The 26,421-nt window shown below is 34.0% G+C and carries 16 protein-coding genes; 9 read left to right on the top strand and 7 right to left on the bottom strand.

Annotated elements, in window-relative coordinates; all coding sequences use genetic code 11:
- The first annotated feature begins 95 nt into the window (after nt 1-95).
- The 4 genes from C8C85_RS17550 to C8C85_RS17535 all read left to right on the top strand — a co-directional run bounded on the left by C8C85_RS17550 (nt 96) and on the right by C8C85_RS17535 (nt 7,695).
- The gene (locus C8C85_RS17550) at nt 96-3,599 is read left to right on the top strand and encodes a gliding motility-associated C-terminal domain-containing protein (protein WP_116798180.1); all 3,504 of its coding nucleotides are present in this window, start codon (nt 96-98) and stop codon (nt 3,597-3,599) included.
- Between the two features lie 29 nt (nt 3,600-3,628).
- Nucleotides 3,629-4,564 carry a type IX secretion system membrane protein PorP/SprF gene (locus C8C85_RS17545; RefSeq protein WP_116798179.1) on the top strand — a complete coding sequence of 312 codons (936 nt, stop codon included), beginning with the start codon at nt 3,629-3,631 and terminating at the stop codon, nt 4,562-4,564.
- A 93-nt stretch (nt 4,565-4,657) separates the two neighbouring features.
- The gene (locus C8C85_RS17540; RefSeq protein WP_116798178.1) at nt 4,658-6,919 is read left to right on the top strand and encodes an OmpA family protein; all 2,262 of its coding nucleotides are present in this window, start codon (nt 4,658-4,660) and stop codon (nt 6,917-6,919) included.
- Nucleotides 6,920-7,140: 221 nt separating this feature from the next.
- Complete coding sequence (locus tag C8C85_RS17535) at nt 7,141-7,695, top strand: fasciclin domain-containing protein (RefSeq protein WP_116798177.1); 555 nt, start codon at nt 7,141-7,143, stop codon at nt 7,693-7,695.
- A 116-nt stretch (nt 7,696-7,811) separates the two neighbouring features.
- Here the strand turns inward: C8C85_RS17535 and pheT are convergent, their stop codons facing one another.
- The 6 genes from pheT to recG form a co-directional block, all read right to left on the bottom strand.
- On the bottom strand, nt 7,812-10,232 hold the full coding sequence (gene pheT / locus C8C85_RS17530) for a phenylalanine--tRNA ligase subunit beta (protein ID WP_116798176.1): 2,421 nt from the start codon (nt 10,230-10,232) through the stop codon (nt 7,812-7,814).
- 216 nt (nt 10,233-10,448) lie between these two features.
- Nucleotides 10,449-11,312 carry a bestrophin family protein gene (locus tag C8C85_RS17525; RefSeq protein WP_116798175.1) on the bottom strand — a complete coding sequence of 288 codons (864 nt, stop codon included), beginning with the start codon at nt 11,310-11,312 and terminating at the stop codon, nt 10,449-10,451.
- A 24-nt stretch (nt 11,313-11,336) separates the two neighbouring features.
- Entirely contained in the window at nt 11,337-12,647 is a 1,311-nt protein-coding gene (locus C8C85_RS17520; RefSeq protein WP_116798523.1) for a TolC family protein, read from the bottom strand.
- Between the two features lie 186 nt (nt 12,648-12,833).
- A complete protein-coding gene (locus C8C85_RS17515; protein WP_116798174.1) occupies nt 12,834-15,932 on the bottom strand; it encodes an efflux RND transporter permease subunit in 3,099 nt (1,032 codons plus the stop codon).
- 198 nt (nt 15,933-16,130) lie between these two features.
- The gene (locus C8C85_RS17510) at nt 16,131-17,198 is read right to left on the bottom strand and encodes an efflux RND transporter periplasmic adaptor subunit (RefSeq protein ID WP_116798173.1); all 1,068 of its coding nucleotides are present in this window, start codon (nt 17,196-17,198) and stop codon (nt 16,131-16,133) included.
- Nucleotides 17,199-17,484: 286 nt separating this feature from the next.
- Nucleotides 17,485-19,593, bottom strand: a complete 2,109-nt coding sequence (gene recG, locus C8C85_RS17505) for an ATP-dependent DNA helicase RecG (protein ID WP_116798172.1) — start codon at nt 19,591-19,593, stop codon at nt 17,485-17,487.
- 190 nt (nt 19,594-19,783) lie between these two features.
- Here recG and C8C85_RS17500 point away from each other — a divergent pair, with 190 nt between their 5' ends.
- From C8C85_RS17500 to C8C85_RS17485, 4 genes are all read left to right on the top strand, one after another.
- The gene (locus C8C85_RS17500; RefSeq protein ID WP_116798171.1) at nt 19,784-20,230 is read left to right on the top strand and encodes a YhcH/YjgK/YiaL family protein; all 447 of its coding nucleotides are present in this window, start codon (nt 19,784-19,786) and stop codon (nt 20,228-20,230) included.
- A 58-nt stretch (nt 20,231-20,288) separates the two neighbouring features.
- Complete coding sequence (locus C8C85_RS17495) at nt 20,289-20,834, top strand: DUF1697 domain-containing protein (protein WP_116798170.1); 546 nt, start codon at nt 20,289-20,291, stop codon at nt 20,832-20,834.
- An 87-nt stretch (nt 20,835-20,921) separates the two neighbouring features.
- On the top strand, nt 20,922-21,353 hold the full coding sequence (locus C8C85_RS17490; RefSeq protein WP_116798169.1) for a hypothetical protein: 432 nt from the start codon (nt 20,922-20,924) through the stop codon (nt 21,351-21,353).
- Nucleotides 21,354-21,762: 409 nt separating this feature from the next.
- Complete coding sequence (locus tag C8C85_RS17485) at nt 21,763-23,247, top strand: aminopeptidase P N-terminal domain-containing protein (RefSeq protein WP_116798168.1); 1,485 nt, start codon at nt 21,763-21,765, stop codon at nt 23,245-23,247.
- A gap of 220 nt (nt 23,248-23,467) precedes the next feature.
- On the opposite strand, the gene C8C85_RS17480 is transcribed toward C8C85_RS17485, so the two are convergent.
- Nucleotides 23,468-24,205, bottom strand: a complete 738-nt coding sequence (locus C8C85_RS17480; RefSeq protein ID WP_116798167.1) for a diphthine--ammonia ligase — start codon at nt 24,203-24,205, stop codon at nt 23,468-23,470.
- A gap of 103 nt (nt 24,206-24,308) precedes the next feature.
- Between C8C85_RS17480 and C8C85_RS17475 the strand changes: the two genes are divergently transcribed.
- Complete coding sequence (locus C8C85_RS17475; RefSeq protein ID WP_116798166.1) at nt 24,309-26,372, top strand: M1 family metallopeptidase; 2,064 nt, start codon at nt 24,309-24,311, stop codon at nt 26,370-26,372.
- Nucleotides 26,373-26,421 lie beyond the last annotated feature (49 nt).

The following is a 26,421-nucleotide window of genomic DNA, read 5'->3' as shown; positions in this document are numbered from 1 at the left end:
CTCAAACTTATTTTGATCGTTAATACTAAATAAAAAGTTAAAAGTATGTTAAGTTATGTCAAAATGTTTATTTTTGGCAAAATCAAATAATATTTATGGTTCCAAAACTACGTTTTCCTACTCATTTTACATTTTATTCTTTTCTTACATTTTTCATTCTCTTTTTCTGTTCTATTGATGTTAATGCACAATGTGCGGGAATTGCAGGGAGTGATAATAACAGTTTGAATGTTTGTAACATTGCTGATCCATCAAGCGCATCTGTAGATCTGAATCTTCAATTAGGACCTCATACGATTGGAGGAACATGGTCTGATGATAATAAATCTTTAGGATTAAGCACGACAACTGGTTTTTTAAATGCACAGCAAATCAAGAAAAGTGGGATCTATAATTACACTTATACCGTTTCAGATGGGTTAGGGTGTACGGACTCTGCTGTTGTAACTGTTACTATTGGAGGGTACGCTGGAATTGCTGGTCCAGATTTTTCAGTTTGCAATAATGAAAGTTTGAATTTATTTAAGCTTTTTAAAGGAGTTCCAACGCCTTCACCACAAACAAATGGTACTTGGAATGATGATTCTGGTGCTGGTGGCTTATCAAGTAATACTCTAAACACAGCTATTCCACCCCCAGGTCAAACATATCCTTATACATATACAGTTCAATCTCCAGTAGGATCGACATGTAATCCAACTGTTTCTTCAACTGTAAATGTTTCAATATTTAGGGGTCCGGAATCGGGTACCCCGACGAATTTGCAATTGTGTTCTAATGTATTAGGCACCTACACTAATTTTGATTTATTTGGACAATTAACTGGACAAGATTCAGGTGGAGTATGGACGGATGCCGGACTAGGAGAAATAACTAGTGCCACAGATTCTAATATTAATATTCAGAATATTTACAATACGAGAGGACCAGGTATTTATAGATTTACCTATACCGTACTTTCAAATGATTTGATTTGTTCTGATAAATCATCGTTTGTAGATATAACTATAGAAAAACAACTTGATTTTACTGGGGCGACGTTAGTGGTAAACTCTGATATATGTGAAAATGAAATTCCAACAGCAACTTATAATGCGGTTTTAACACAAGGTACTCAAGTTATACCAAATGGTACTTATAACGTTACCTACACTATTTCGGGAGTACCTACACCAATACAAACTACAAAAAGTTTTTCAGGTGGTGTATTAACTTTTCCAATTCCGTCGACATATTTTCAACAAGTCAATAATTATTCCATTGATATTATCAATATAGTAGATGCAACTAGTCTTGGGATTTGTAACAATATTATTGGAACAATTGAAGATATTTTACATGTATATCCTATTCCTAAAATTAATAATGCTACACTTACTATTACACCAGTTTGCCAAACCTTTGACGTGCCAATTGATTTTTCAGGTACATCAAATCTTACTGACGGAAATTATGACATTGTTTACAACATAAGCGGTAATAATACTGCAACTGCAAAAACTGCTATTATTAGTATTACTGGAGGATTAGGTGCTTTTACCATTCCAAAAGCTTTAATACCAAATGCAGGAGCAAACACAATTACAATTACCAAAATCACCAATTCTACTACTGGTTGCACCAATACATCTACACTTAATCAATCGTTTACGATAAATCCACTACCTGATGCAACCAATCTGACTGCAACAATTAAAGACATATGTCAAGGTCAGGCGACAAACGTTAAATTATCGGGTTTAGGAACATTGACTTCAATTTCGATTAATTACAATCTTTCTGGATCGAATATTACTGGTTCTCAAATTATTCCTTTGACAGTTATAGCTGGTGAAACCAATTTTGTTATTCCAACAACTGACATACCAAATGCGGGACTGACCTCTTTCACCATAACTGATTTATCCAATACAGTAACGGGTTGTACTTTGAGTATCAACAATAAAACGGATTTTACAGTAAATTCGATTCCCACTATTCCTATTGCAAATGACCAAATTTTTTGCACTTCAGATAATGCAACAGTTGCTAATTTAATTCCACAAGGAAGTCAATATCAATGGTTCGATTCGGCAACAAGTACCGTTCCATTAACTAGTACAACACCTTTAATTTCAGGAAACTATTTTGTAAAAGAAGTGAACCCATTAACAGGATGTGAGTCTAGCTTAAAACCTATTGTTGTACAAATTAATGCAACTCCACAAATAAATAGTGCAACATTAACAATTGTGCCAATTTGCCAAGGTTATTCAGCAAATGTAAATTTCTCAGGGACTTCCAATCTTGCAGATGGAAATTACAATATTCTTTATAACTTATCTGGAAGTAATATAGCAACTGCAATTCCCGCAACTTTAAGTATTGCTTCTGGGTTAGCTTCTTTTAGTATAGCCTCCAATTTAATTCCGAATTCAGGAAATACAACTATAGCAATTACCAATATTACAAATGCCTTAACCAATTGTACGAGCACATCAACATTATCAAAAGTATTTATTGTAAACGGATTACCTGATATTGCCAATATGGTTGTAACCGTAAAAGACGGCTGTTTAGGTCAAGCCATAAATGTTGATATTACGGGATTGGGAACCTTATCGAATATCACTTTGAGTTATGCCGTATCTGGAGCAAACGCAATAGGTTCGCAAACAATTCCTTTAGCAGTAAGCGGGGGAAAAACATTTTTTTTAATTCCTGCCGGTAAACTTTTAAATACAGGAAGTAATACTTTGGCTATAACAGATTTAACCAATACTGGAAATGGTTGTTCTACAATAATCAATACTGTTTCCAAAAATTTTGCCATTAATGCCATCCCAAACAGTCCAACTGCGAGCAATCAAAAATTTTGCGAAACCAATTTAGCAACAGTAGCTAATTTAGCTCCTAACGGAAACCAATACAAATGGTATGATACTCCAACAAGTACAATTCCTTTAGCATCAAGTAAACTTTTGGTAACAGGAAATTATTACGTTAAAGAAATGAATGTAACTACTGGTTGTGAATCATTATCAACTCCGATAAGTGTGCTGATAAATACTGTTCAAATACCCGTTTTAAAACCAAATGGAGAAGAATTTTGCGGTATTGACAAGCCTACTATTCAAAATTTATCAAATAATACCTTTGCATCCGCAAATTTAGTTTGGTATGACGCTTTAACAAATGGGACAATAATTCCTAATACTGATTTGCTTTCAGAAGGAGCAACTTATTATGGTTTTGATTATGATGCAACAACTCAATGTTATTCTAGTGCATTGCCGGTAGCGGTTTCATTAACAGATTGCACTTTAACCCCTGACAAATTGAAGATTCCTGATGGATTTTCACCAAATGGTGATGGCGTAAATGATACTTTTCAAATTGTAGATATCGAATTTTCTTTTCCGAATTATACGTTAGAAATTTTTAATAGATACGGAAATGTGTTATTCAAAGGTGACATCAACAAACCGGATTGGAACGGAAAAAATTCAAATTCAAGCTTTATAGATGGTGATGCACCAGCTGGAGTCTACTTCTATATTATCCACTATAATAAAGACAATTTGCCTCCTAAACAAGGCCAACTTTATTTAAACCGATAATTCATTTCTTACCTATTAAATTTATTCTAATGAAAAAAATAATACTTTTTGTGTTTTTTTTCCTTTCCATACTAAAGGCAACCGCTCAGCAAGATCCTCATTTCACGCAATACATGAACAATATGAGTGTTGTAAATCCTGCTTATGCAACGGCAACTCCCGCAATCTTAAATTTAGGAAGTTTGTATCGTTACCAATGGGCCGGAATCGAAGGAGCACCAAAAACCCTAACCTTATTTGCCCACACACCTATAAATGAAAAGATAGAAGGAGGTTTCTCTTTAGTTTCAGACAATATCGGTGATGGTGCCAAAAAGGAAACAAATTTCTTTGCCGATTTCGCCTATGTTCTTCAATTGAATGAAAAGCAAAAACTTTCATTTGGGGTAAAGGCTGGTTTTTCATCAATAAGCACCAACTTTAATGGATTTCAATTAAATAGCGGTGATATCTCCACAGACAAAGCATTTGCTGAAAATATAAATGAAACTGTACCCAATATTGGAGTAGGAGCCTTTTATTTTACGGATAATTATTATGTTGGACTTTCTGCACCAAACTTGCTTTCGGCAGAACACATAAAATCAAGACCTGACATTAATTCCTTTGGTCCTCGAGAAATTCATACTTATTTAACGGGAGGATATGTTTTTGACATTAATGAGGCTTTTAAATTTAAACCTGCTTTTATGGCAATATTTGTAAAAGGAGCACCGGTTTCTGTAGATTTAACGGCTAATGTATTGTATAATGAAAAATTCGAACTTGGTGCTGCTTATCGATTTGGTGATTCCGCAAGTTTATTGATGAATATCAATGTCAATCCAAATTTGAGAGTTGGTTATTCCTATGATTATGTCACTTCAAATCTAAGCCAATTCAGTTCTGGTTCACATGAAATTGTGCTATTGTATAACTTGGATTTATTAGGCAAAGGGTATGACAAATCACCAAGATTTTTCTAAAAAAGTAAACATGAAATCGACATGATTCAAATTTCAAAATATAATTTAGAATGGCGACACCATGTTCCTTTAAAAATCAAATATTAACTCCACATGAAAAGAATATATATAATCCTCATCGTATTTTCAATCCAATTCATTCAAGCCCAACAACAGGATTTGCAACGAGCAAACCTTTTGTTTGCTAAAACCTATTATAGTGCCGCAATTCCTTTGTATGAAAAAATTAGTACCAAAATCCAAACGGAAGAGGTAATTCAAAATTTAGGCGATTGTTATTATTTTACAAATGATTATGATAAAGCCCAAGAATTATATTCTCTATTAATTCAAAGTAAAGGCAAAGAACTGAATGAAGATTATTATTTCCGATATGCCCAAACATTGAAAGCCAAAGGAAAATATAATGAAGCAAATGACATCATGCGAAAGTTTTATTTGGCTTCAAATAATACTATAGCCATTGAAAAATTAGAGAGGGATATCAAAACCTTAAAGAACGTCAGCGCAATTGGACAAAGATTTGATATTCAAAATTTAGCAATAAATACAGCTAATTCAGAGTTTGGTGCTGTAGTTTTTGGAGATAACTTAGTTTTTGCAGCTGTAAAAAAGAAACCTAATTTATTTGATAAAACCTATAAATGGAATAATGAATCCTATCTCAATTTAGTCACTATTCCATTAAAAAATGTAAATGCAAATGATTCTATTGTGGCTTATTTTTCAAAAGATTTGAAATCGCCTATGCACGAATCGAATGCTATTTTTACAAAGGATGGCAAATTCATGTATTTTACCCGAAACAATTCAAACAACGGCAGGAGAGGGAAGAATACAGACAAAATATCGAACATTCAAATTTTCAGAGCTGAGTTTGTAAAGAATAAATGGACTAATATTGTGGCATTGCCTTTTAATAGTCCAGATTATTCTGTAGAGCATCCAGCTTTGAGTCCGGATGAAAAAACACTCTATTTTGCATCAGACATGCCTGGGACATTAGGCTCATTTGATATTTTTAGTGTTTCAATAGCGGGCTCTATTTATGGCAAACCAATGAATTTGGGAGAAAAAATAAACACTCCCAAAAGGGAGCAATTTCCATTTGTTTCGAGAGACAATAAATTATATTTTTCTTCCAATGGTCATGAAGGCTACGGAGCTTTGGATATTTTTGTTTCAGACATTCAAGACAATACCTATTCTAAAGCTTCGAATGTGGGACTTCCAGTAAACTCGGGTTATGATGATTTTGCCTATTACATAGATTCTGATACGAAGGAGGGTTATTTTTCTTCTGATAGACCCGGTGGAAAAGGGAAAGATGATATTTATTCTTTAAGAGAAACCAAAGAATTACTTATCGAAGATTGCAAACAATATATTTCCGGTGTAATAACTGATGTCGATTCGCATCTTGTATTGGAAAATGCTATTGTAATCTTGAAAAACTCTGCCAATCAAGAGCTTGAAAAAACAATCACTAAAGTAGATGGTAAATTTAGTTTTACAATTGCTTGTGAATCTAATTATTCATTATTGGCTACCAAAGAAAATTATACCGAGAATTCAAAATCGTTCCATATTTCGGGAGAAAGAAATAAATCGAATGATGGTTCTATGGAAATTCGATCTATAGAAATTATCAAAAAGGAAGAACAAGTAGCTTTGGAGAAAAAGATTGCTGCGGATTTAATTATAGCTCAACAATTGAAAGCTGCCGAATTAGTTGCACTTGAACAAAAAAAGAAAGCTGATGCAATTGCTCTTCAGGAAAAGAAAATCGCCGATGCGAATGCACTCAAACAAAAGAAAAAAGACGACGCTATTGCTCTTGAATCCAAAAGATTAGCAGACCTAGAAGCTGCTCAGCAATTGAAAAAAGACAAAATAGCTGCTGACAAAAAAGATAAAGAAATTGCTGCCGCCAAGAAAAAAGAAAAAACGGCTGCCATCGTTGCTGCCGAAAAAGATGTAGTCAAAGATAAAGACCGATTAATTATCAAGACTGATCCAATCTATTTTGATTATAACATGTGGTATATTCGAAAAGAATCGAAAAGAATATTAAATCGTATTGTTGAATTGATGAATAAATATCCTGAAATGGTTGTAGAAATTGGTTCACACACTGACAGTCGTGGAAATGCAAAATTCAACGCGGATCTTTCTCAAAAAAGAGCAGATGCAACAAAAGATTATATTTTAGAACAAGGAATTCCTAAAAATAGAGTTCTTGCCAAAGGTTATGGAGAATCAGTTCCAATTGTAAAATGCATTCCTGATAATTCTTGTGATGAAGAACAACACGAATTAAACAGAAGAAGTGAGTTTGTGATAAAAAACTTGTAATAAATAATAGCACACAGCTGTATCATTTAAAAAAGGCAATCGGTTTTAAAACCTATTGCTTTTTTTTATTCTATTAAAAAAACATAACAAACTAAAAATCAATCAAAAAAGCTTTTTTTTCATCTTCTTAAGAAATAAAATTAAAAAAAATCATTTTTTATAAAACCAAAAGCAATCTGTTTACGTAAATGTCTTTATATAACTTTTAAAAATAGATTTTTATGAAAACTAGAAAATTTTTATCGATTGCATTTTTTGGATTAATGTTAGGAGTAACGTCTTATGCTCAAAAAAGTGTCATGGTTGGCGGAGCTGCTATGTACCCAACCAAAAATATTATTGAAAACGCAGTAAACTCAAAAGATCATACCACGTTAGTTGCTGCTCTAAAAGCAGCTGGTTTAGTTGAAACTTTACAAAGTGCCGGACCATTCACCGTTTTTGCCCCAACAAATGCTGCGTTTGACAAATTGCCAAAAGGAACAGTAGAAAATTTGCTGAAACCTGAAAATCTAAAAACATTGCAAACCATTTTAACTTACCATGTAGTTACCGGAAGAATGAATGCTACTGATATAGCAAATGCAATTAAAGAAGGAAATGGAAAAGCAATGTTGAAAACAGTGAGTGGTGGAACATTAATTGCCTGGATGCAAGGAAAAGATTTATATATTTCCGACGAAAATGGAAATAAAGCTAAAGTAACAATTGCCAATGTAAATCAATCAAATGGAGTAATTCATGTAATCGACACGGTTCTTTTACCTAAACAATAATTGTTTGTTTGATGTTAATTAGTTTATTGCCAAGTTCTGATTGATTACCAGAACTTAAAAAAAATCCCAATACTAAAAAAAATTAGTATTGGGATTTTACATTTATTATAAAGAAATTATCTCAAACTTGCTCCAAGTTCAGTTTCAAAATTCTTTATTAGTTTATTCATTATTTTATCAATCTGCGCATCTTCAAGTGTTTTCGCAGCATCTTGAATTGTAAAACTCAATGCGTAGGATTTTTTACCCTCAGGTAAATTTTGTCCCTCGTACACGTCAAACAAATTGACATTTTTCAATAATGATTTTTCTGTTTGTCTGGCAATGGCATAAATAGCATCATAAGTGACATTTTGATCAACCAATAAAGCCAAATCTCTACGAACTTCCGGATATTTTGGAATTTCAGTATATTTTATTTTGCTCGACATTAATTTTAAAACGGCAGCCCAATTGAAATCTGCGTAGAAAACTTCTTGTTTGATTCCGAAGTGTTTTAATACTGATTTCTTAACCACACCAAATTCAACTAAAGAATCATTTCCTAAACCTAAAGCAATTCCTTCTGAAAACACATCTGAATTTACTGACATACTTTTTGCGTTAGTAATTCCTAATCTTGAAAGTATGCCTTCTACATATCCTTTGAATAAAAAGAAATCGGAAGGTTTTGGGGCATTCGTCCAATTTTCTTGGTTTCTATTGCCTGTCTGAAATAAAGTTAAATGCTTAATTTCTTCGTAACCTGATAAAAATTTATGATATGATTTTCCAAATTCAAATAATTTTAGATCAGAATTTTTACGGTTTATGTTATACGATATCGCTTCCAATCCTGAAAATAACAAAGACTGACGCATTGTTGCCAAATCACTACTTAATGGATTTAACATTGTTACATTGTGTTCCTCTTTAAGCATTTCTGAAAGTTGCACATAAGAAGCAGTAGTCAATGAATTGGCCATCATTTCATTAAAACCTTGGGAATTCAATTGATTTGCTACTGTATTTTGTACTTTGTAATCCTCATTTCGTGGAGAATTTGAAACTGTTGCATTCAATTTTTTGGAGAATACAATGTTGTTATAGCCATACACTCTCAAAATTTCCTCGATCACATCAATTTCTCTTTGCACATCTACGCGATAAGCAGGAATAACCAATCCTAAACCAGCATCCGAAACACTGTTTATTTTTATTTCCAAAGAAGCTAAAATTTGTTTAATCGTATCTTTTGGTAGTTCTTGCCCAATAATGCGTGCAACATTTTTGAAATTTAAAAATACTGTAAAGTCTTCAATTTTCTTTTGATAAATATCTACAATATCGGATGTGATTTCTCCACCTGCCACTTCTTGTATCAATAAAGCAGCTCTTTTCAAAGCATATTCCGTAATTGTTGGGTCAATTCCTCTTTCAAATCTAAAAGAAGCATCGGTATTCAATTGATGTCTTTTGGCAGATTTACGAATACTCACTGGATTAAAATAAGCACTTTCTAGGAAAATAGAATTGGTTGTTTCAGTCACTCCTGATTTTTTTCCTCCAAAAACACCAGCAATACACAAAGGTCCTTTTTCGTCACAAATCATTAAATCTTCTTCATGTAAAGTTCTTTCTACATCATCCAAAGTAACGAATTTTGTACCAGCGGGAAGTGTTTGAACAACAATCTTTCCTTTAATTTTTGCGGCATCAAAAGCGTGTAATGGTTGTCCTAAATCATGTAATACATAATTGGTAACATCCACAATATTATTTTTTGGATTGATTCCAATGGCTTTCAATCTGTTTTTTAACCATTCTGGAGATTCTTTTACTGAAATACCAGAAATAGTAACGCCACAATATCTTGGTGCAAGATGAATTTCTTTGACATCAACATCTATTTTTAAAGTTCTTTTGTCAACTCTAAAATTACTTACAGATGGCGTAATTAATTCAACATTAATTCCTTTTTGAATCAATCCAGCTCTTAAGTCACGCGCAGTACCTAAGTGACTCATTGCATCAGCACGATTTGGCGTTAAGCCAATCTCAAAAACTTCGTCGTTTTCTATTTTGAAAACTTTTGACGCCAATGTTCCAGCTGGAATAGAATCATCAAGTATCATGATTCCGTCATGACTTTCGCCAAGACCCAATTCATCCTCTGCACAAATCATCCCATGACTTTCCTGTCCTCTTATTTTCCCTTTTTTAATGGTAAAAGAATTTCCATCCTTATCAAATAAAACAGTTCCAATAGTCGCTACGGGCACTTTTTGACCTGCATCAACATTACTGGCACCGCAGACAATTTGTAAAGGAACACCATCGCCTAAATCAACTGTCGTGATTTTTAATCGATCAGCATCTGGATGAGGCACACAAGTAAGAACATGTCCTACAACGATTCCTTCTAATCCGCCTTTTACCGATTGGTATTTCTCAACGATTTCAACTTCAAGTCCTAAATCGGTAAGTAATGCTGATGTTTCATCCGATTTCCAATCAATTTTAATAAATTGTTTTAACCAGTTGTAAGATATTTTCATGCGAAGTTATTATATGTTTTTAATTAGAAAATGGTATTACATTTAAAATTCCAATTTATATTTTGGAATCATAGTGATTTCATGTTTCGTTTTTTTAAGATTACTTCGTCCGTTCGTCCTCCGGACTCGGGTGCAAATATAATCAATGTTTCGTGAGGGTCAAAGCTAGTGAGCTGCAAAAATTGATTCAATTGTAACAAATTTTGATACTCTTTTTTATAAAAGTTCCTCAATGTGCTTTTTAATGTTTTCAGCGATTTTTGTAGTAGGCAAATCGTTATCATCGTAACCAAAAGGTTCTTCAATTTCTTCGGAAATTAATTCAATACTCGCCAATACATAAAAAACAAAAGACACTACAGGAATTACATAATATCCTAATGTAAAAGCATGAGGAAAAGGCAATGTTAAAATAAAAATGAAGATTATTTTTTTTATAAAAGTACTGTACGAATAGGGGATTGGAGTGTTTTTTATTCGTTCACATGCACCACAAATATCGGTAAAAGACTGAATTTCATTATTTAAAACAATCAATTGATCACCAGAAATTTTATTGGCAACATACAAATCGTTTATTTTTTGGAACAGCATCTTAGCTATTTGATTTGGTCTATGTTTGTGATGATCAATCGTTAAGTCAACATGCTCAAACAATTGCATACTTGTTTCTTCATCTTTCAAATGCTTGTTTAACATCGAAGCGTAGCTTGGAATTAGTTTCCTGAAATAAGCCAAATCCCTTTCGTCCTTTAATATAACTGAAAGTTTGATGGCCAGATTTCGACTATTATTAACCAAAGCTCCCCATAATTTGCGTCCTTCCCACCAACGGTCATAAGCAGAATTGATTCGGTAAGCCAATAACAAAGAGATAACAAAACCCAATGTAGTATGAATTACAAAAAGGTTTTTAACATGACTGGTTTCCTCTAATTTAAAATAATCAATCTCCAAGTATGCCACCACACCTGAATAAATTACAATTAAAAATAGTATTGGAAATAATTGTCTTATTGTATCCGATCTATGAAAACGAAAGATGTAAGCGAACCAAATTTTAGGGTTGTATGAAACCATTCTTACTTTTTGGTATAAAAATAGCTAAAAATTAAGATTACCGGCTAATTCCCTTAGTGTAATTTCAGATAATTTTGCTTGGAACTGCGCACTGCTCAAACGAATTCTTGAATTGATAAAATTCAATTGGGCTGCTCTAAACTCAACTGAAGTGATGGTTCCAATTTTAAATTTTTCGGCAGTAATTTCAAGATTTTGCTTAGAAATAGCGGTATTATTAGCTTCTAAATCAATCAGCTCCAAATTGGTCAAATATACCTGGAAAGCAACTGTCAAATTACTTCGCAATTGATTCAATTGTTGGTCAATCACTAATTTAGAATTATCAACTTGCATTTGGGCAATCTTTTCATTTCTGTTTTGTGCATCGCCATCAAACAAATTCAAAGAAGCCGAAAAACCATAGTTCAAGCCATGCGCAGATGATTGAGTCGTAAAACCAAGGCTCGATTTTGTATCATTAAAATTATATCCCGAATTTAATTTAATTGTAGGATAGCGTTCCCCTTTGATTTGCTTCAATTCTAGTTCGGTTACTTTTTTATTGATGATTTGCATTTCTAACTCTGGATTTTGCTTTTCTGCCAATGCTATCAGATCAACAAGTTTCAGTTTTCGATCTACATTGATTCCTTCAGTAACTTTAAAATCAGTGTTTAAATCTCTCGCCAATAGCTGATTCAAAAGCGTTTTGGCATTAGCATAAGTTTGTTTTTCTTTTAATAAATTACCAAGATCCGTATTCAAATCCACTTGGGCATTCAACACATCCAGTTTGGAATTTTTCCCGATAGTGTATCTGTTTTTGGTGAACTCCAGTCTCTTTTGGGAAATGATAATTGTAGAATCCAAATCAAATAACTTTTGCTGTTCCTGTATCAAATCATAATAAACCGAATTGACACTGCTAACTTTATTGATAATTGTCATTTTCAATTGGGCATCGCTCATATTTTGCAATTCTTTCAATTGGTCATATTTGGCAAACATTTTTAAACCATCAAATATGGTCCAATCCAAAGCCACGCCATAATTCAAGTTATTATTTTTGGCGTTTTTTAAGTTTACCGTTGTTCCGTCTGACCGGGTTTGGGAAGTATTCAAAATACTATTATTGTCTGTAGCAACTGCACTTAGGGAAGGCAACATTCCTGCATTTCCAATAGCTACATTTGTTTTGTCAATTTTTAAATTATTATCGGCAATTTTTATTTCATAATTGTTTTCCAATGCAATCTTAACGGCATTTTCCAGAGTAAGTAATTCTTGTGCATTTCCTATTGCGAAGCAGAAGAAAAACAGCAGGAAACTTCTAAAAAACAGTTTGGTATTCATCATTGTTGTTTGTTTAAATAGATGCTAAGACACTAAGTGGCTAAGATTCTAAGTTTTTGATTATATTTTAATTAAGATGCTAAGACTCTAAGCGGCTTTCCCGATAATTATCGGGACTAAGTTAAATTTACATTCTTTTCAAAAAATCTTAGTGACTCAGAAACTTATAGTCTTAGCAACTCAAATTTACTTTTTTACGTCGTTTTCATATTCATCAATATGATCAAATTCTGGGTAATGTTTTCTTGCCTTAGACCACATTAAATATAAAGCCGGAATTACAAATAGAGTAAGTACCAAAGAGAAAATTGTACCTCCAACAATAACAACTCCCATACCAATTCTACTTGTAGCAGCCGCACCAAGCGACAATGCAATTGGTAAAGCTCCCAAGGAAATAGCCAAACTCGTCATCAAAATAGGGCGTAATCTTGACTCTGAAGCTTCCAAAATTGCTTCTAATTTTGGCTTTCCTTGCTCTCGCAATTGATTAGCAAATTCAACTATCAAAATACCATTTTTCGTTACCAATCCAATCAACATAATGGTTCCAATCTGACTAAATATATTCCAGGTTTGATTGAATAGCCAAAGCGAAAATAAGGCTCCTGCAACCGCCATTGGTACAGTTAATATAATGATAAACGGGTCTACAAAACTTTCAAACTGGGCTGCTAATATTAGAAAAATCAACAATAAAGCCAATCCAAAGGCGAAAGAAGTATTCGAACTACTTTCGACAAAATCTCTCGATTCACCACCTAAATCAGTGGTAAACGAATCATCAAGAACTTTGGCCTTGATCTCGTTCATCGCATCAATTCCATCGCTAAGACTTTTGCCTGGAGCGAGACCTGCGGAAACTGTAGCCGACATGTATCGATTATTATGATACAACTGCGGCGGATTACTTTGTTCTTCTATCTTAACAACATTGTCCATTTGAATGAGTTCCCCTTTATTGTTTTTGACATACATTGATGTTAAATCCAACGGTTTGGAACGATCTTCTCTTTCAAATTGACCAATTACTTGATATTGTTTTCCGTTTCTAATAAAATAGCCAAAACGCTGACCACTCAAGGAAAGTTGTAGGGTTTGGGCAACATCCTTCACCGATATTCCTAAACTTTCAGCTTTTGCTCTATCAATTGAAACATTGATTTCGGGTTTATTGAATTTTAAATTCACATCGGTAACAGAGAAGACATTACTTTTTGCAGCTTCATCCATAAACAAAGGGATTTTTTCTCTAAGTTTTTCAAAATTAGGAGCTTGAATAATATACTGAACCGGTAAACCACCACGTCTGTTTACGGCGATAGTAGGCTGTTCGATTACCGATGTTTTGGCCTCCGAATACTGACTGGTCAATTTGGTTAATTTATCAGCAATTTCCTTTTGGGAAGCTTTTCTTTTATCTGGTTCGACTAAGGAAACACGTATAAAACCACTATTAACAGAAGAAGAGTTAAACCCTGGAGAAGTAATCACCAAACTCACTTTTTTCTCTGGAATGGAATCATCTACCAATTTGGAAACTTCCTGCATAAAACGATCTGTATAGTCATAGGAAGATCCTTCGGGAGTTGTCATACGCATCACAAAACCACTTCGGTCATCATAAGGAGCTGTTTCTTTTTTCAAAATATTGAAGAACAAATATATCAATCCAAAACAAACAATAAGAATTGGAAAACTTAACCATTTTCTCTTCATAAAACGTTCCAGCGCATTGGCATAAGTGCTGTTTAATTTTTGAAAATAGGGTTCAGTACGAATGTAGAACTTTGATTTCTTTTGTTCCCCGCCTTTCATCAAGTAGGCATTTAGCATCGGGGTTAATGTCAAGGACACAAAAGCGGAAATTAATACTGCAGCTCCAATGACCACACCAAACTCTCGAAACAATCGTCCGACAAAACCTTCGAGGAAAATAACCGGCAAAAATACAGCTGCCAAAGTAATGGATATCGAAATTACTGCAAAGAAAATCTCATTGGATCCTTTTATTGCGGCTTCTATAGGCGACATTCCTTCTTCTACTTTTTTGAAAATATTCTCGGTGACCACAATGCCATCATCTACAACTAGCCCAGTGGCAAGAACAATCGCAAGTAACGTAAGTACATTTATCGAAAACCCAAAAAGCCACATAATAAAGAATGTTGCAATCAAGGAAACAGGAATATCGATTAAAGGTCTGAAAGCAATAGCCCAATCCCTAAAAAACAAAAAGATAATTAAAATCACCAATACAATCGATATTCCTAACGTTTCGGCTACTTCAATTACTGATTTTTTTACAAAAACTGTATTATCAATAGCAATATTTAATTTAATGTCACTTGGCAAATCCTTTTTTAAGCGCTCAAATTCTTTGTAGAATGCACTTGCAATATCCAAATAATTGGCACCCGGAAGCGGTACAATCGCCACACCAACTAGTGGAGTGCCCGATTGCGTCATTTTGGTTTCAACATTTTCAGGGCCTAACTCTGCTGTACCAACATCGCTAAAACGGACTATTTTTTCACCAACTGATCGAATGATGATATTGTTGAATTGTTCTGGTTTCGAAAGATTTCCAACTGTTTTAACCGTCAATTCGGTATTGTCACCCGTAATTTTTCCAGAAGGCAATTCTACATTTTGGCTATTCAAGGCATCACGAACTTCAGCGACAGTACAACCATATGAAGCTAACTTTTCTGGATTAATCCACAAGCGCATCGCATATCTTTTTTGTCCCCAAATTTGAACTCCACTAACCCCTGGAATAGTTTCGAGTCGCTGACCAATTACATTTTCGGCATAATCACTTAGTTCCAGTGCACTTCGAGTATCACTTTGAACTGTCATCGAAATAATAGCATCTCCATTGGCATCAGCCTTAGAAACAACTGGAGGAGCATCAATATCTTGCGGTAAATTTCGAATTGCCTGTGATACTTTATCACGAACATCATTAGCGGCTTCTTCAAGATTTTTATCCAAATTAAATTCGACAGTAATTGTGCTGCTCCCTTGAGCACTTGAAGAAGTTACATTTCGAATTCCATCTATAGAATTGATTGCTTTTTCTAAAGGTTCTGTAATTTGGGATTCAATAATATCCGAATTCGCTCCAGTATAATTCGTTCGAATCGAAACTTGGGCTGGATCTATCGATGGAAATTCTCTAACTCCCAGATAAGTGTAACCTATAATACCAAACAAAATAATCGTTAAGTTCATAACGATGGTCATTACAGGTCTTTTTATGCTTAAAGTGGATAAACTCATAGAGATTTATGATTTTAGAATGCTGATTTTAGATTTATTTCTAAAGGCAACTAATCTTTATATTTAATAATTTCTTGTTATGTATTTTTGATTTTAGCCTTTATAAAACTGCCATTTCACGGTTCTTTTTTAAAATCTGAAATGCTTCACCAATTCACTCTCTCTTGGGTCAGCAATCATTAATTTTTAATCCAAAATTTATTTTTTTATGCCTAAAATCACTTTTACCTTAGTAGAATCTTTTAAGGACATAACGCCACTTGTCAATAAAGTGTCCCCAGCTTTCAAACCAGAAAGCACCAAGATAGAAGCATCCGTTCTGGTAGCTGTTTCTACCATAAGTTCTTTGGCTAAACCATTTTTGGCTATGAATACTTTTTTACCGTTTTGAACTGGAATAATCGCTTCGGTAGGAACGACAATCGCATCTTTTATAACGCTCAAAGGCAATGCTACATTTGCAAAAGTACCAGGCAATAATTTTCCCTGGCTGTTTTCTGTAATAGCTCTTACCTGAAGAGTTCGGGTAGTAACTGCAACTTCTGGTTCGATAGCATAAACTTTGGCCGTAAATTTTTCATCAGAACCTTCAACCGTAAAACTCAAAGGAGTATTTGTTTTTACTTGAGAAGCATATTTCTCTGGAATCGAAAAAGTAATTTTCAATTTACTGCTGTTTACTAATTTTGCAACCAAAACTGTTGGTGTAATATAAATTCCTGGCGAAATAGAACGAAGTCCAATTTTTCCCGAAAAAGGGGCACGAACCGATGTTTTCGCAATTTGTGCTTTGATTAATTGGCTTTGCGCTTGAGTTGATTTATGGTCAGCTCTTGCAATATCATATTCTTCTTGACTAATTGCTTCTTTTTGAAGTAATAATTTAGCTCTTCTTTCATTTTCGGCTGCCAACCCTTCTTTGGTATTGGCTTGAGCTAATTGAGCTCTTAATTCAATATCATTAACTTTGAACAATAGTTGTCCTTTTGTCACATTACTTCCTTCCTGAAAATAAATGCCTTCAACAATACCTGAAACTTCCGAACGAATTTCGATTTGTTCGTTGGCTTCGATAGAACCCGAAAGTGATAAATTATTATCAAAAGTTTTAGGATGAACTACAATGCCTGTTACAGTCATTGGTTTATCTTTATCATCTTTGTCTTTTGGACCACTCTTTTTGGCATTATTGGAAGAAATTCTGTAGGCAATAAATCCACCAAACCCTATTAACAATAAGGCATAAACAAGATTTTTTATTTTCATTTTATAAATGTAAAAGAAGTTTAACATATCCTTTGATAAGGAAAAGACAAATTTAGGTTTTAGAATTGTGAAAAATTGAATTGTTAATTTTTATTTAACGTTTGTACATACAAATATTAAAGTTAAGCCAAAACTGCTACTTGACTTAAGGGTTTAGACAGTAAAAAAATAGAAAGGTTTAATGAGGAAAGAGAATATAAGTTTCGAAAAATCTAAAATACTAATATTCAAACTGCTTTTTACTCAGATTCTCAGAAACTTAGAATCTTAGCAACTCAAAAAAAAATCAACTGATGTAATTCCAAATATTTTTCTTTTTGGTTAATTCGATGAAAACTGCCTTTAGGATAGCGTTTTCTGGTTTTTGCATAGGAGCATCATCCTTCAATATTTTGATGGCATAGTTTCTTGCCAACATTAAAATATCCCTGTCTCGAACAATATCGGCAATTTGAAGGTTCAGTACGCCACTTTGTTGAGTTCCCATCAAATCCCCAGGACCACGAAGTTTTAAATCGACTTCGGCTATTTCGAAACCGTCATTAGTACTTACCATAGTTTCCATGCGGGTTTTACTGTCACTTGACAATTTGAAGGAAGTCATCAAAATGCAATAACTTTGATCGGCACCACGTCCCACGCGACCTCGCAACTGATGGAGTTGAGATAATCCAAAACGCTCGGCACTTTCTATAATCATCACGCTCGCATTAGGCACATTTACACCAACTTCGATTACGGTTGTGGCAACCATAATATTGGTTTTACCTTCGGCAAAGCGTTTCATTTCTTCATCTTTGTCTGCAGGTTTCATTTTTCCATGAAGAATTGAAACTGAATACTGAGGTAATGGAAAATCGCGAGAAATACTCTCGTAACCATCCATTAAATCCTTATAATCCATTTTTTCCGACTCCTGAATCAACGGATAGACGATGTAAATTTGGCGTCCCAGCGCAATTTCGTCCCGAATAAATTTCCAAACTTTCAATCGATTCGAGTCAAAGCGATGTACAGTTTGAATGGGTTTTCTACCAGGAGGCAACTCGTCAATAACCGAAATATCCAAATCACCATACAAACTCATAGCCAGAGTTCTTGGAATAGGAGTGGCCGTCATCACCAGAATATGAGGTGGAATCGTGTTTTTCTTCCACAATTTGGATCGCTGCTCGACTCCAAAGCGGTGTTGCTCGTCAATAACCGCTAGGCCTAAATTTTGAAACTTTACTTTGTCTTCCAATAAAGCGTGGGTACCGATAAGTATTTGTAAAGTACCATTTTCCAACTCTTCGTGAATGATTCTACGAGCCGCTATTTTGGTTGAACCAGTGAGTATTTTAATATTGATATTTAAGGAAGCTGCCAATTCAGACAATCCTATAAAATGCTGGTTGGCCAAAATCTCTGTTGGCGCCATCAAACAGGCTTGAAAACCGTTATCCAATGCCAACAACATACTCATAAAAGCCACAATGGTTTTCCCGGATCCCACATCACCTTGCAGTAATCGGTTCATTTGGGCATTGCTGCCCATATCGGTTCTTATTTCTTTGATAACCCTTTTTTGGGCATTTGTTAATTCAAATGGTAGGTGATTTTGATAAAAATCATTGAAAAAATCTCCAACTACTGAAAAAGGATGTCCTTTTATTTTATGTTTCCGAATCAAATTCTTCGTTATCAATTGCAATTGAATGAAGAACAATTCTTCAAATTTTAATCGGAATTGGGCTTTCGCCAAAATTTCGGCACTTTTGGGAAAATGTATATTGAATAAAGCTTCGTTTTTGGGAATCAGTTTGAGTTCGCTTGTCAAATAAGAAGGCAGGGTTTCACTGAATAATGCCTGTGTTTCGAGAAACAATTGCTGCATCATTTTGTTTACCACGCGATTCGTTATGCCGCGATTTGCCAACGTTTCGGTTGATGGATAAACGGGCTGCATGGCGGAACGCAAACTTTTCTCGTACTCACTCAACAACTCGATTTCGGGATGCGCCATACTGTATTGGCTACCATATTGCGCGCATTTTCCAAAAATCACAATAACTTCGTTGAGCTTTAAACTCTCTTTAATCCATTTGTATCCTTGAAACCAGTTGAGATCCATTTGTCCTGTATCATCAACAAATGTGGCTACCAATCGTTTTTGGTTGCGACCAAATTCAACTGTTTTTATATTAATGATTTTACCAATAATCTGTACTTCGGCAATATTGTTTTGCAACTCATTAATCTTATAATAACGAGTGCGATCAATGTATCGATTAGGGAAAAAATTGACCAAATCCCCATATTTAAAAATCCCCAATTCCTTACGCAACAACGCACCCCGATTGGGACCAACGCCTTTGAGGAATTCTATGGGGGTTTCTAGGAGGTTATTGGACATTTTTTAGATTGCAGAATTTAGATTGCAGATTCTAGAATTTAGATTTTTGGAGTCTATTCTCTTTGTTCTATATTCTTTTCTCTTTTTTAGAAAGCGAAGATAGTTTTTTGTTTGGAAATTTGGAAATGGGATTGTTTAGGAAATTCTTATAATTCACAATACCTTTGAAAACAAATTAAAAAAACATAAAATGGTTATCGATAAAATTGAAAATTACAGACTATACAGCAAGCTTACCAAAAGATTGGCTAAAGGATTTGAGTTTATTACCGAAACTGATTTAGCCACAATAGAATCTGGAAAGCACCAAATCGATAATGACGATGTTTTTGCCATTGTTCAAGAATATGACACCAAAGAGGAAAAAGATTGCGTTCTGGAAGGACACCATAAATACATCGATATTCAGTATGTAATTCAGGGGGTTGAATTAATGGGATTTACCCCTTTGACTAATCAGGTTTCTGTTGAAGAAGACCTAGAAAAAGATTATACTTTCTATAAAGGAGAAACTTCAATGATTAGAGTGGAGGAAGGAATGTTTACCATATTTTTTCCGGAGGATCTTCATAGACCATGTGTAAAAGCAGGACAAATTTCGAAAGTAAAAAAAGTGGTTGTAAAGGTAAAAATTTAACAAACTATCATTTACCATCAATAGACACAATACTTTTACAATTATAAAAAAATAAAAAATGACAACTCATCTCGCACTTCTTCGTGGCATCAATGTTTCCGGTCACAATATGATAAAAATGGACGCTTTGAAAACAACTTTAGAAGCGATTGGTTTTCAAAATGTGCAAACGTATATCCAATCCGGAAATGTTTTTGTGGATACTGAGGAGGAAAATGCGGCATCAGTTGGTTTCAAAATCAAACAGGAAATTTTCAAAGCTTTTGGACACGAAGTGCCTATTGTTGTTATTGGTAAAACTGATTTAGAAAACTGTTTCAAAAACAATCCTTTTTTGAAAGAGAAAGAAGTTGATACTAAAAAATTATATGTGGCTTTTGTTTCAATAGCATTAAAAAGTGATAGTATCAACGATTTAAAAATGAGTCAGGTAAAACCTGATGAAGCAAATATCGACGAAAGTAGAATCTACATAAAATATTCTGTAGGGGCAGGGAAAACGAGATTTGACCAAAAATACATCGAGAAAAAACTTAATGTAACGGCAACCATTCGTAATTGGAATACCGTAACACAGTTGTTGAAAATGTATGAGGAAAGATAAATTCATCTTTTTCAAAAAAATAATTATAATTTGACGCAACCTTTTGCAATTTAAAGCATCTTATTAAGTAACTCCAAAAACTTAAGGATGAAAAGTCTTGCTATTATTGTTGTTTTCCTTGCTGTTTTTTCTTCTTGTACAAAAGACAAAGAAGAAACCACAACTACAACCGATTATCATGGAAAATGGACATTAGTAAAAATGTCTGGCAGCATGATTAATTCTGTAACTACAGGAACTGCTATGGATTGGCAAGAATCCTATTCATTCAATAATGACGGAACATTTACAAAATCCAGAACCCGAAACACAATCAAAACAACAGTTTCGGGTACCTATACTACACAAAATAATTCTGATGTATTGTATTTAGAATTAACATATCCCGAAGAAAGCGAACTTATAGGAAGCTGTTATGGGAATCTAAAAGAAGAACTTTATTTTTCAGCTTCTACTACTTTGTCCAGTACTTGGAGAAACTGTGATGGCCCTGGACTAGATTACGAAAAGGTAAATTGATTTGGATTGTTTACCCGCATTGTTAATAATTTGATGTTTGGTTAATTTCAATTATTGCAATTTTGGAAAAGAGAACTCTAAAGTGTTTTTACTTTATTGTTCTTTTTTTTATTTATAACCAGATCGCGGTTGTTACTATTTTCTTTTTCTAAATGACAACAAAAAAGACAGAATGCTAACCTTTAGCCCCGATAGCAGTGGAAATCCTTATGGCCCGGGGTTCGGGACATAAGATTGCAACGGAAAGCGGGACGATATTTCCTAAAAACACCTAATTTTTCTGCTCCAAAATTATTAATCAAACTCCCGTTTTTAACATTACATAGGAAGAAAAAATATATGCCAACTGCAAAAATTATTTATATTTACTTCCAATTAATCAAAATCAAATCCTTAAACCAAAACAAAAATGAAATTTAAACTTTCTATTATTCTCACTCTAGCTATGGTTTTTGCAACAATAGCCCAGAATGGCAACCCTAATGATTATTTATCGGCTCAATTTCACAAGGAGCGAAGAGAAGCTTTACGAAAAAAAATGCCAAAGAATAGTGTAGCGATATTTTTTGGAAATGCTGTTCGAAATAGAGCCAATGATGTCGATTTTATATACCATCAGGATCCAAATTTTTATTATTTGACAGGGTATAAAGAGCCTAATTGTGTTTTGGTTATTTTTTCTGACAATCAAACAAATAAAGATGGAAAAACATATAATGAACTGCTTTACGTTCAAGAAAAAAACCCAAGAGCAGAACAATGGACTGGTGTGCGCTTGGGAGTAGATGGAGCCAAAAAAAGTTTGGGTTTTGAGAATGCTCTTAATGGAAAAGAATTTCTAAACTCTGGCATTGATTTTTACAATTTTAGCAACGTATTTTTTACGGATTTCAAAGACGATTATCGTGACTCCAAGAAGGAAGATGCAGATTTATATAAATTAATTGGTTCGTTTAAAGCTCAAATTGGTTACAATACAAAAATAGAAACTAAAACCGATTCTAATATCCAAAATGAAATTAATACGACCAAAACTATTGCTGCCAAAAAAGCGAATATAGATACGAAAGCAATCACTACTTACATGGCCAGTTTACGTGAGATTAAGTCCAAGGAAGAGATGGTTTTATTGACAAAAGCTGTTCGCATTTCGGCAATGGGACAGCGCGAAACCATGAAAGCAATGCATCCTGGAATGTCTGAAACAGAAATTCAAGGGATTCACGAATTTGTGTATAAAAAATATGGTAGTGAATATGAAGGATACCCTTCCATCGTTGGAGCCGGAAATAACGGTTGTGTTTTACATTATATCGAAAACAGTAAAATGAAGGTTGAAAATGATTTGGTTTTGATGGACTTAGGAGCTGAATACCATGGTTATACTGCCGATGTAACAAGAACAATTCCTGCCAACGGTAAATTTTCACCAGAGCAAAAAATCATCTATGATTTGGTTTATGAGGCTCAAGAAGCGGGTATTGCCACAGTTAAAATTGGAAATAGCTTTACCGACCCAGATAAAGCCGCCCGTGATATCATCACCAATGGTTTAATGAAATTAGGAATCATTAATAAGGCTGAAGACTCCAGAAAGTATTTCCCTCACGGAACTTCACATCATATTGGACTGGATGTTCACGATCCTGGAATGTACAACACATTTGAAAAAGATATGGTACTAACTGTAGAACCAGGAATTTATATTCCAAACGGCAGCGATTGTGATAAAAAATGGTGGGGAATTGCTGTACGAATCGAAGATGACATCTTGGTAACCGATAATGCTCCTGTAAATTTATCTGCCGATGCACCTAGAAAATCAATTGAAATAGAAGCGCTTATGGCTGAAAAAAGTCTTTTTGATAATTATAATTTACCAAAACTAGACTAGAACGTTTATTTAAAGTGATATGGCTGTCCATAATTCGTACATGTCTTTTTTTGCCACAGATTCAAAAGATTAACACAGATTATATAGATCCTATTGAAGAAATCTGTATTAATCTTTTGAATCTGTGGCTAATTTTATAGCTTTGGTACTAGTCGCGGACAGTCTATAAAATAAACCTAAAAGCTCCGTATTTCTTAAATTACGGAGCTTTTTTATATACTTATTTTGAAAGCAAATCACAATACCAAAATCCATAGTCAAAGGCATCCGAAGCTGAAGTATCACAAGCAGTGTCGGATGAATCTTCCTCTTTTGGTTTTTCATATTTGCGATAGACAACTTCCCCAACTTCAAACTGAATCGGTTTACTAAAAATGGGCCCATCAAAAGTAAACGTATGGAATTCTCCATTTTCGCCACAAACATCCACATTTTCGGGTAAATCATTAATAAAACTCTGATCGATAACTCGTCCAACAAAACTTTTATCCAAAAAGCGTTCGTTTACACAAACCACAATCGTCTTGAATCCTAATGCTATGAATTCCTGAATCAAATCTAGAGTTGGCACTTTCCAAAGCGGAAACACTCCTTCAAAACCTATTTCGGCTAATTTATCTTCTCTGTATTTCCTCAAATCTTCCAGAAAAATATCTCCAAAAATGGAATGGGTAATACCTTGTTCCTTTAATTTGGAAAGCGTCGTTTGCATAACTGCTTCGTACACTTCCATAGTCGGCATTTCTGGAATTTGCATAATTTCAAGCGGTAATCTAATGCTTTGGGCTTGTTGTTCCAATAATTCTATCCGAACACCATGCATAGAAATACGTTGAAACTTTTGATTTACACTGGTTAACAAACAGCTGATTTCGTATTCATCATTTTGCTGAATTTTGAACAGTGCCAAGGCAGAATCTTTGCCGCTGCTCCAATTAAATAGGGCTTTCTTTTTCAATTGTTTTCTATTAATTTATTTTGGAAGTAAACTTACAAATTATGTTCGATTTGTTGGTTAAACCTTTGTAACTTTGGATAACTTAGCAACAAATTCAATTTTAATGAAGTATTTTTTCCTGTTTCTATCCACATTTGCATTCGCACAACAAACCAAATCGGTTGATTTTAAATATGTAAATGGGCAAATATCAATTAATCCAAATAATAAAAGTATTGCAGGTGCGATTACTTATTGTTTTGAAGTGCTGAAACCTATTGACACCATCAAAATTGATGCGCAGAATATGACTTTTTCAGAAGTGGAACTGAATGAAAAAAAAATCCCATTTACAACTAACGGAAAAGAATTGATATTAATTTATCCGTTCCAAAAAGGAAAAAACTCAGTTCAATTTACATACGAAGCCAAACCCAAACAAACCATGTATTTTGTAGGTTCTGAAGAAACAGACAATTTACAGATTTGGACACAAGGACAAGGAAAATACACCAGTCATTGGTTTCCGAGTTTTGATGATGTCAATGAAAAGGTGATTTTCAACATGGATATTGTTTTTGATTCGAAATACCAAGTGGTATCCAACGGTATTTTAAAAAACAAGGTCGAAAATAATGGTGTAATATATTGGAGTTATCAAATGAAAAAACCAATGAGTTCTTATTTATTGATGATTGCAATTGGAAAATATGATAGAGGAACACAAAAAGCCAAATCAGGAATTCCATTAGAAATGTATATAAATCCAAAAGATATTGCTAAACAAGAACCTACCTATCGATACTCTAAAGAAATATTTGACTTTCTGGAAAAAGAAATAGGAGTGAAGTACCCTTGGGAAATCTATAGACAAGTTCCGGTTTCTGAGTTTTTGTATGCTGGTATGGAAAATACAAGTACTACGTTATTTACAACCCGATATGTTGTTGACAACATTGGCTTTGAAGATCGAAGTTATACCAATGTGAATGCCCATGAACTGGCTCATCAATGGTTTGGCGATTTGATTACGGCACAAAGCGGGAAAGACCATTGGCTTCAGGAAGGATTTGCAACTTATTATGCATTATTAGCCGAAAAGGAAATTTATGGGGAAGATTATTTTTATTCCAAATTATACGAATCGTCCATGCAAATCAAACAGGCCTCCAAAACCGATACCATTCCGGTACTGAACGCCAAAGCCAGTTCGTTGTCATTTTACCAAAAAGGGGCTTGGGCGTTACATGTTCTGCGCGAAGGAATAGGGGAGAAAGCCTTCAGAAAAGCAGTGAAGAATTATCTAAAGAAATATGCGTACAAAAATGTGACGACGCAAAATTTCTTCGAAGAAATCAAAAAAGTATCTAATTATGATTTGGAAAATTTCAGTAAAGTTTGGTTGGAATCATCAGCTTTTAATAGCGAAATAGCCAATGGATTATTAGCTAAAAATAAAGCAATGCAAGTACAGCTTGAAGTTGCCAAACTCAGAAACAAACCGTTGGCAGACAAATATGCTTTTTTCGAAAAAACACTGGAATCGGATGTGTATTTTACCGTAAAAGCGTCTATTGTTAGCCAATTAATGAAAGAGAAATTCGAAGATAAAAAACAATTATTGCTATTGGCGTTGCAAACCCAAAATATTCAAGTTCGTCAAGCTGTTGCAAGTACGCTACAAAAAATACCCGAAGAATTCAGAACCGATTACGAAACATTGCTGGATGATAAATCCTATCAAACCCAAGAATTTGCACTGTATTATTTGTGGAATAGTTTTGAAAATAAAAGAGCGGAATATTTAGCAAAAACCAAAGATTGGGTAGGATTTAATGATTTCAATCTACGTATTTTATGGTTGTCATTGGCCATTTCAACACCTGAATATTCAGCCAATAAGGAAACCGTTCTTCAGGAATTGATTAATTATTCTTCGACTAATTATGAAGCCACAACACGACAAAACGCTTTGGAATACCTAATTAATTTTGACGTTATCAACGAGGCTGTTTTGAAGAATTTAGTCAATGCCACTACGCATCATATGTGGCAATTTTCTAAATTTGGAAGAGAAAATATTCGGGTTTTATTAAAAAATCCTGAAATCAGAACTACGTTCCAAACTATATTACCTAGTTTGAACGAAAAAGAACAATTTCAATTGAATAGATTACTCAAAGAATAAAGATTTAAGAATTTTGATTAACGATCTGAGAATTCAGATGTAAATCAAA

It is taken from the genome of Flavobacterium sp. 103 (assembly GCF_003096795.1).
Taxonomy (GTDB): domain Bacteria; phylum Bacteroidota; class Bacteroidia; order Flavobacteriales; family Flavobacteriaceae; genus Flavobacterium.
Note: the sequence above shows the minus strand (reverse complement) of the source record. Positions and strands in the feature narration are given on the sequence as shown.

Bases quoted from the DNA above. Each gene is read 5' to 3' on its own strand.
- C8C85_RS17500 (WP_116798171.1), top strand. From the start codon at position 19,784: ATGGTTATCGATAAAATTGAAAATTACAGACTATACAGCAAGCTTACC.
- recG (WP_116798172.1), bottom strand. From the start codon at position 19,593: ATGTCCAATAACCTCCTAGAAACCCCCATAGAATTCCTCAAAGGCGTT.
- C8C85_RS17485 (WP_116798168.1), top strand. From the start codon at position 21,763: ATGAAATTTAAACTTTCTATTATTCTCACTCTAGCTATGGTTTTTGCA.
- C8C85_RS17495 (WP_116798170.1), top strand. From the start codon at position 20,289: ATGACAACTCATCTCGCACTTCTTCGTGGCATCAATGTTTCCGGTCAC.
- C8C85_RS17520 (WP_116798523.1), bottom strand. From the start codon at position 12,647: ATGAATACCAAACTGTTTTTTAGAAGTTTCCTGCTGTTTTTCTTCTGC.
- C8C85_RS17510 (WP_116798173.1), bottom strand. From the start codon at position 17,198: ATGAAAATAAAAAATCTTGTTTATGCCTTATTGTTAATAGGGTTTGGT.
- pheT (WP_116798176.1), bottom strand. From the start codon at position 10,232: ATGAAAATATCTTACAACTGGTTAAAACAATTTATTAAAATTGATTGG.
- C8C85_RS17545 (WP_116798179.1), top strand. From the start codon at position 3,629: ATGAAAAAAATAATACTTTTTGTGTTTTTTTTCCTTTCCATACTAAAG.
- C8C85_RS17540 (WP_116798178.1), top strand. From the start codon at position 4,658: ATGAAAAGAATATATATAATCCTCATCGTATTTTCAATCCAATTCATT.
- C8C85_RS17475 (WP_116798166.1), top strand. From the start codon at position 24,309: ATGAAGTATTTTTTCCTGTTTCTATCCACATTTGCATTCGCACAACAA.
- C8C85_RS17550 (WP_116798180.1), top strand. From the start codon at position 96: ATGGTTCCAAAACTACGTTTTCCTACTCATTTTACATTTTATTCTTTT.
- C8C85_RS17490 (WP_116798169.1), top strand. From the start codon at position 20,922: ATGAAAAGTCTTGCTATTATTGTTGTTTTCCTTGCTGTTTTTTCTTCT.
- C8C85_RS17525 (WP_116798175.1), bottom strand. From the start codon at position 11,312: ATGGTTTCATACAACCCTAAAATTTGGTTCGCTTACATCTTTCGTTTT.
- C8C85_RS17515 (WP_116798174.1), bottom strand. From the start codon at position 15,932: ATGAGTTTATCCACTTTAAGCATAAAAAGACCTGTAATGACCATCGTT.
- C8C85_RS17535 (WP_116798177.1), top strand. From the start codon at position 7,141: ATGAAAACTAGAAAATTTTTATCGATTGCATTTTTTGGATTAATGTTA.